This is a genomic window from Acetobacter lovaniensis (assembly GCF_014207635.1).
GTDB lineage: Bacteria > Pseudomonadota > Alphaproteobacteria > Acetobacterales > Acetobacteraceae > Acetobacter > Acetobacter lovaniensis.
This window is the reverse complement of record NZ_JACHIE010000057.1, coordinates 1-1,015: the sequence shown is the minus strand read 5'-3', so window position 1 is coordinate 1,015 and position 1,015 is coordinate 1. Positions and strand designations below refer to the sequence as shown.

At 53.1% G+C, this 1,015-nt stretch carries 1 protein-coding gene; it reads left to right on the top strand.

The window, feature by feature from the left end:
* Positions 1-56 precede the first annotated feature (56 nt).
* The coding region (locus HNR55_RS16695; RefSeq protein WP_166117252.1) for an IS481 family transposase at positions 57-1,015 on the top strand (959 nt) is incomplete at its 3' end.

Below are 1,015 nucleotides of genomic sequence, written 5' to 3'. Positions count from 1 at the left end.
TGTTTAGTCCCGGGATTTGATGGGGTATTATTTTCACGTGAGTGGAAGGAAGCCTTATGGGACAGATACGTCATGGGAGCGCCACGACTACGTACGCCGTGCGAGCAGCAATACAGCGATCGCAGGCTTCGCTCGCGTCGCTGAGCAAGGAGTTCGGGATCAACCCAAAAACAGTTGCAAAGTGGCGGAAGCGACAGAGTGTCGAAGATCAGAAGACAGGCCCTAAAGAGCCGCGCTCAACGGTCCTGTCCGAGACGGACGAAGCGATGATCGTGGCGTTTCGCCGGCATACGTTGCTGCCGCTGGATGACTGTCTTTATGCCCTGCAGGCCAGCATCCCTCATCTGACACGCTCGGCTCTGCATCGCTGCCTTCAGCGCCACGGGATATCCCGGCTTCCGGATATCGAGGGAGACAAGCCCAAACGACAGCGTTTCAAACGCTATCCCATCGGCTTTTTTCATATCGATATTGCCGAGGTCCAAACTGCTGAAGGCAAGCTGTATCTCTTCGTCGCCATCGATCGGACCAGCAAGTTCGCTGTCACACAACTGGTTGAGAAAGCCGATCGGAAGACCGCCTGGGAATTCCTCGAATATCTCCTGAGCATCATTCCTTATCGGATCCATACCATTCTGACAGATAACGGCATCCAGTTCGCTGACCAGCCCCGTAACCGCAATACGGCCTGGTCTCGCCCCATGCGCTTCGACATGATCTGCGAAGCTCACGGGATCGAACATCGTCTGACGAAACCCAATCATCCCTGGACGAACGGTCAGGTTGAACGGATGAACCGGACGATCAAGGAAGCAACCGTCAAACGCTTCCATTACGATAGTCATGAGCAGTTGAGGACACATCTCAATGACTTCATGGCAGCCTATAACTTCGGGCGAAGACTCAAGACCCTGAGTGGCCTCACACCTTACGAATATGTCTGCAAAATATGGACTTCAGAGCCAGAAAAATTCATCATCAATCCAACCCATCAAAACACGGGACTAAACACCTA